The organism is Arthrobacter sp. (assembly GCF_031179385.1).
Lineage (GTDB): Bacteria > Actinomycetota > Actinomycetes > Actinomycetales > Micrococcaceae > Arthrobacter_D.
This window is the reverse complement of record NZ_JAPSHV010000143.1, coordinates 1-6012: the sequence shown is the minus strand read 5'-3', so window position 1 is coordinate 6012 and position 6012 is coordinate 1. Positions and strand designations below refer to the sequence as shown.

5 protein-coding genes are annotated in these 6012 nt (G+C 66.5%); 4 read left to right on the top strand and 1 reads right to left on the bottom strand.

Translation table 11 applies throughout. The features are described 5' to 3' along the window. The 3 genes from RIF85_RS14150 to mgrA all read left to right on the top strand — a co-directional run. A partial coding sequence (locus RIF85_RS14150; RefSeq protein WP_309072541.1) for a DUF3459 domain-containing protein occupies positions 1-1140 on the top strand: 1140 nt, incomplete at its 5' end. A gap of 15 nt (positions 1141-1155) precedes the next feature. Beyond that, positions 1156-2706 (top strand): FAD-dependent monooxygenase, encoded by a 1551-nt coding sequence (locus RIF85_RS14145; RefSeq protein ID WP_309072540.1) that lies wholly within the window; start codon positions 1156-1158, stop codon positions 2704-2706. A 9-nt stretch (positions 2707-2715) separates the two neighbouring features. Further along, the gene (mgrA, locus tag RIF85_RS14140) at positions 2716-3762 is read left to right on the top strand and encodes an L-glyceraldehyde 3-phosphate reductase (protein ID WP_309072539.1); all 1047 of its coding nucleotides are present in this window, start codon (positions 2716-2718) and stop codon (positions 3760-3762) included. Between the two features lie 51 nt (positions 3763-3813). Here the strand turns inward: mgrA and RIF85_RS14135 are convergent, their stop codons facing one another. Further along, the gene (locus tag RIF85_RS14135; RefSeq protein WP_309072538.1) at positions 3814-5160 is read right to left on the bottom strand and encodes a 6-phospho-beta-glucosidase; all 1347 of its coding nucleotides are present in this window, start codon (positions 5158-5160) and stop codon (positions 3814-3816) included. A gap of 74 nt (positions 5161-5234) precedes the next feature. Between RIF85_RS14135 and RIF85_RS14130 the strand changes: the two genes are divergently transcribed. Then, positions 5235-6012: PfkB family carbohydrate kinase (locus tag RIF85_RS14130; protein WP_309072537.1), on the top strand; the 778-nt coding region annotated here is incomplete at its 3' end.

Sequence of the window (6012 nt, the reverse complement as noted above, 5' to 3'; positions counted from 1 at the left end):
CCGTATCTGACCGAGGGCAAGTCCAACACCTGGGGTGACTCGCTCAACCTGGACGGCCCGTTGTCCGATGAGGTGCGCAAGTACGTGATCGACAACCTGCTGATGTGGTTCCGGGACTATCACGTGGACGGGCTCCGGCTCGATGCCGTGCACGCCCTGCACGACGAGCGCGCCATCCACATCCTCGAAGAGTTCGCGGTCGAGACCGACCGGTGCGCCGCGGAGCTGGGTAAGCCGCTGTTCCTCGTTGCGGAGTCGGACCTGAACAATCCCCGGCTCATTGCACCGCGCAGTGCCGGCGGCTTCGGCCTGGCAGGCCAGTGGAGCGACGACTTCCACCACGCCGCACACGTCAACGTCACCGGAGAAACGGTCGGTTACTACGAGGACTTCGACTCCATTGGCGCGCTGGCGAAGGTGTACAAGGAAGGCTTCTTCCACAACGGGACCTGGTCGTCCTTCCGGGAGCGTTCGCATGGCCGTCCGATCGATCCGGCGAAGCACACCCTGCACCAGCTGGTGGTCTGCACGCAGAACCACGACCAGATCGGCAACCGTGCGGCCGGCGACCGTATCAGCGCCACGCTGAATACCGCCCAGCTGGCCCAGGCAGCAGTCCTGAACATCGCCGGCCCGTTCACGCCGATGCTGTTCATGGGGGAGGAGTACGGGGCCAAGACGCCGTGGCCCTTCTTCACCTCGCACCCGGAACCCGAGTTGGGGAAGGCCACCGCCGAGGGGCGCCTGCGCGAGTTCGAGAAGATGGGCTGGGACCCGGACACTGTGCCCAATCCGCAGGATCCTGAGACCTTCGCGTCCGCCAAGCTCGACTGGACCGAACAGGAACGGCCCGAACAGGCACGGCTGCAGAACATCTACCGCGAGCTCATCGCGCTGCGTCGGACGAACAAGGACCTGCACAATCCCGACTTCACGTCAGTGAAGGTCGACTTCGACGAGGACCAGCGGTGGCTGGTGCTTCACCGGGGCGGCACCGCCGTCGTCGTGAACTTCGCGGACAGCGAGCGGGAGGTGCCGGTGGCCGCGAAAAAGGTTCTGCTCAGTACAGAGCCGGGAGAGTCCATCGGCGACGGGAAGGTCTTGCTGCCGGCGCACGGTGCGGCGATTCTGGGGGTCTAGGAGGAGGAGCCGGCCATGCGCGAGCTCAGAACCGATGTGTTGATCGTCGGAGCGGGTCCCACCGGACTGATGCTCGCCGCATGGCTGGCCAAACTCGGCGTGAATGCCGTGCTCGTGGACGGGAAGGGCGGTCCCACCCGGGAGTCGCGCGCCCTCGGCGTGCATTCGCGCAGCATGGAGATCTATGACCAGCTGGGGGTCGTCGACCGGGTTCTCGCGGAGGGGTACGCAGCTGTCACCATCCGTCCCGGATATGAGAACCGGTCCTTCGGTGCGGTGCCGATCGGCCGGTTCGGCGAGGGGCTGACCCCGTACCCCGGCCTCCATGTCCTTGAGCAGAGCAGGAACGAGCGCATCCTGCTGGAGCGGCTCGAAGAACGCGGTGGGTCCGTTGAGTGGGACCACCCCTTGACCAGTCTCGCGACAGACGACGACGGTGTAACCGCCGAGTGCAGCGGACCCTCGGGCCCGCTGCGGGTGCGGGCACGGTTCTGCGTCGGGGCGGACGGCGGGTCGTCGGCGGTCCGGAAGCTTTCCGCCATTCCGTTCGAAGGCCTGACCAACCAACACACGTTCTACGTGGCCGATGTGCTGGGCGTCAGGGGCATTGCCGAGGACAGCGCGAACCTGCGTTTCGGCGCCGAGGAATTCCTGCTCGGCTTCCCAATGGGCGCGGACGGCCACCACCGGTTACTCGGGGTGCTGAGGACAGCGCCCGGTACCGACGTGTCGGAGTCCGTTGCGCTTCAGCGGCTCGATGCTGTGTTTGGGGTGACCTACCGGGAGCGCCTCTGGTTCTCGACCTACCGCATTCATCACCGCGTTGCCGCCCGCTTCCGGCAGGGCCCCGTGTTTCTTGCGGGTGACGCAGGGCATGTCCATTCGCCCGTCGGCGCGCAGGGGATGAATACCGGTCTCCAGGACGCGCACAACCTGGCGTTCAAACTGGCGGACGTGATCCAGGGGCGTGCCTCGGAGTCCCTGCTTGACCGTTACGAGTCGGAGCGGCGCCCGGTGGCGCTCCGACTGGTGAACAGCACAGACCGGGTGTTCGCCCTGGTGACCTCGGACCGGCCGCTGGCCCGTACCGTCCGGCGAGTTCTTCCCCGGCTGTTCGCCCCAGTGGCGATTCGCCTGGTGCCCAGGCTCCCCATCGCCCCGCGCCTCTTCGGCTACCTCTCCCAGATCCGTATTCACTACTGGATGAACGACGCCGTCCCCTCGCCCGATGCGAGCAGTACCCGCGCGCGCAGGCGCCGGGGCCGGGTGGTCGGCCGGCGGTTGCCGTGGACGGGACCGAACTTCGAGCCCCTCCGCTCCGCGACGTGGCAGGTGCACACCTACGGTGAGATGGACAGTGAGGTCGCCGCCGCCGTCGGGCATGCGCTGCAGGTGCCGGTGCACAGCTTCGCGGCCGCCGCGGACAAGGGCCTCGAGGCGGGAACCTGCTATCTGGTGCGCCCGGACGGGTTTGTGGCCGGCGCCGCGCCGGTGGAGACGGCGGTGTCGCGACTCCGTGAGATGCTTCCGGATCGGTGGTTCGGGTCACACCAAGCTTCAACCTAGGATGAGTGCATGACCTATCACCCGGCGGAAAACCGCTATGAAACCATGCCCTATCGACGAGTTGGACGCAGCGGATTGCACCTTCCGGCTGTCTCCCTGGGACTGTGGCACAACTTCGGTGATGACAAGCCGTTCGATGTTCAGCGTGCCATCCTGCGTCGGGCGTTCGATCTCGGCGTCACCCACTTCGACCTCGCCAACAATTACGGGCCTCCCTATGGAAGCGCCGAGACCAACTTCGGCAGACACCTCAAGGACGATTTCAAGCCCTTCCGGGATGAGCTCATCATCTCCAGCAAGGCCGGCTACGACATGTGGCCGGGCCCGTACGGCAATTTCGGATCGCGCAAGTACCTGCTGGCCAGCCTGGACCAGTCGCTGGACCGCATGGGCCTGGACTACGTCGACATCTTCTACAGCCACCGCCCGGACCCGGAGACCCCGCTCGAGGAGACCATGGGTGCGCTGGACACTGCGGTGCGTTCCGGCCGGGCGCTCTACGCCGGGATTTCCTCATACTCTCCGGAGAGGACGGCGGAGGCGGCGGCAATTCTGCGCGACCTCGGTACGCCCCTGCTGATCCACCAGCCCTCCTATTCCATGCTCAACCGCTGGGTGGAGAACGGCGAACCCAACCTGCCGGAGGTCCTGGAGCAGGTCGGTGCTGGGTCCATTGCGTTCTCGCCGCTGGCGCAGGGCCTGTTGACCAGCAAGTACCTGAACGGCGTCCCCGAGGATTCCCGTGCGGCGGCGCAGAAGTCGTTGTCCGAAGACCACCTGTCCGAGGACAACCTGCGCCGTGTCCGCGGCCTGAACAGCATCGCTGAATCACGCGGGCAGACTCTTGCGCAGATGGCGATCGCGTGGATCCTCCGTCCGCAGAGCAAAGGCACCCCGATCACGTCGGCGTTGATCGGCGCGTCGAGCGTGAAGCAGCTCGAGGACAGCGTGGGTGCGATCAACAACCTCGATTTCACCGGCGAGGAGCTGCACGCGATCGACGAGTTTGCTGTCGAGTCCGACATCAACCTGTGGGCAAGGGCGCTCGAGGCCTAGGGATCTGCTCCTTCCCGCTGCCCCTCGTTAGCAGGCAGGGGTAGCGGGAACCTAGCGCCAGAGTTTCGACAGTTGGGGGAAAGCCTTCTCATACCCGCGCAGCAGTCGCTGGGCGGTGTGTCCGGAGTCGATCAGCGGATGCAGGGCGAATGCCCGGACTGCCAGGAAACGGTCTCCGTGCACGACGGCGGCGATCACGTCCCGCTCGGAGGCCTTCACCTGCGCCATCAGGCCGAGCTGGTGTGGTGTGGGCTCACCCGCCGGCAGCGCCGCAACCCCTGCACGGGTAACGCGGGCAGGAATTTCGACGACGGCGTCTGCCGGAAGCTGCGGTATCGAGTCACCGTTGCGGACGTTCACGATCAGTTCCGACGGCTCGTTCCGGGTGAGCGAACGCATGACGGTCAGGGCCACCTGCTCATACCCGCCGCCGGCCAGATCGGCTTCATCGCGGGACTCCTCGGCCGTGCGGGCTTCGGCGAGATAGCCCTCTTCCCGGGAGCGGCGGGCCGCCTCCCACTCGGTGAACGGACCGCGCGCGGAGAGGAGCCTGGGGTAGAGACCGGACTGCTGGCGAACCAGCGATTCTCCGCGGGTTTCGGCAGCGGCGGAGACGGAGCGTCGGGCTTCTGCATGGAAGTAGTAGTAGAACAGGTACTCGTTCGGCAGGGCGCCGAGCATGTGCAGGAACTGCGGACCGAAAACCCGCCCTTCCTCGAACGAACCCAGCCGGGCAGGATCGGCGAGCAGCGCGGGCAGGAGGTCGCCGCCGTCGTGCTTGAGGCTCCGCAGCCAGCCCAGATGGTTGAGTCCTACGTAGTCGACGCCGGTGAGGTCTCCGAAAGGGAGCGGCGCACCGGCGGCGACGGACGCCCGGCGGACCAGCCCCGACGCCGAATCACAAATGCCCACGACTCGGCGGCCAAGCACGGGCTGCAACGCCTCTGTGATGATCCCCGCTGGATTGGTGAAGTTGATGACCCAGGCGTCCGGGCGCGTGCGGAGGATCTCATCTGCCAGTTTCAGCATCTCCGGGATGGAACGCAGCGCATAGGACAGGCCGCCGGCGCCTACCGTCTCCTGTCCCAGCATGCCCTCGGTGATGGCAACTCGCTCGTCCAGGACCCTCCCTGCGGCGCCACCGGGACGGATGGCAACGAAGACGACGTCGGCTCCCGCCAGAGCATCTTCCAACCGGTCCTCGACGGAGAGAACGGGCGGTTGAGCGCCGTCGGGAAGCGGCATGTCCAGCGCGACGCGTGCGATCGCTGCCGAGCGGGAGGGGTCGGCGTCGTGCAGGCACACTTCATCGGCGAGTTCAGCAAACGCCCCCGAACAGAGCGCACGGTAGATGAGCGGAACCCGGAATCCGCCGCCGCCGATGACAGCCAACTTCATGATGTGCTCCTTCGGTAGCTGTAAGCCTGTCCTGCGCGCTGTGCCGTGCCGGTTGCCGGGGTATCGTGCCGTACATGGCCACGCCGCATCGATTCGACCCGCTTGCCTCCGCGCGAACCGCCGACGACCCTGAGTTCGATCTGCTGCTGACCGGCTCGGTGTTCTTCGACATTATCTTCACCGGGCTCGATACGCTGCCCACACCCGGCACCGAGGTATGGGCCGAGGGTATGGGCTCATGTCCGGGTGGAGTGGCGAACCAGGCGATCGCTGCCAGCAGGCTCGGCTTGCACACGACCCTTGCGGCGGCCTTCGGCGACGACGGGTACGGCGCCTTCAACCGGAGCATCCTGCAGGGGCAGGAACACGTTGACCTGTCTCGTTCGCGGACCTTCGAGCAGTGGCATTCGCCGGTCACGGTATCGCTGTCCGTCGAGCGCGACCGGTCGATGGTGACGCACGGCCACCCGTCACCGCTTTCAGCGTCCGAGCTCATTGCCGACCTCCCACGCTGCCGGGCGGCCATGGCCGAGGTAGGGGTGGAGGTGGAGCCCTGGGTTCCCGCAGCCTATGCCAAGGGCATGCGGCTCTTCGGCGATGTGGGCTGGGACCCGAGCGGCGCCTGGTCTACAAGTGCCCTCGACTCGCTGCAGTACTTCCACGCCTTCCTGCCCAACGAGGCAGAAGCCATGGCGTACACCAAGACCAGCGACCCGTGGGCCGCGCTGTACGCGCTCGCCGACCGGGTGCCGGTCGCCGTGGTCACTGTCGGTCAGCACGGTGCCATCGCCGTCGACTCTGTGACGGGGGAGGAAGAGTGGGTACCGGCTCTGCCCGTCAATGCCTATGACC

Excerpts from the sequence above, each read along its gene's own strand:
- RIF85_RS14145 (WP_309072540.1), top strand. The coding sequence starts at position 1,156 with ATGCGCGAGCTCAGAACCGATGTGTTGATCGTCGGAGCGGGTCCCACC.
- mgrA (WP_309072539.1), top strand. The coding sequence starts at position 2,716 with ATGACCTATCACCCGGCGGAAAACCGCTATGAAACCATGCCCTATCGA.
- RIF85_RS14135 (WP_309072538.1), bottom strand. The coding sequence starts at position 5,160 with ATGAAGTTGGCTGTCATCGGCGGCGGCGGATTCCGGGTTCCGCTCATC.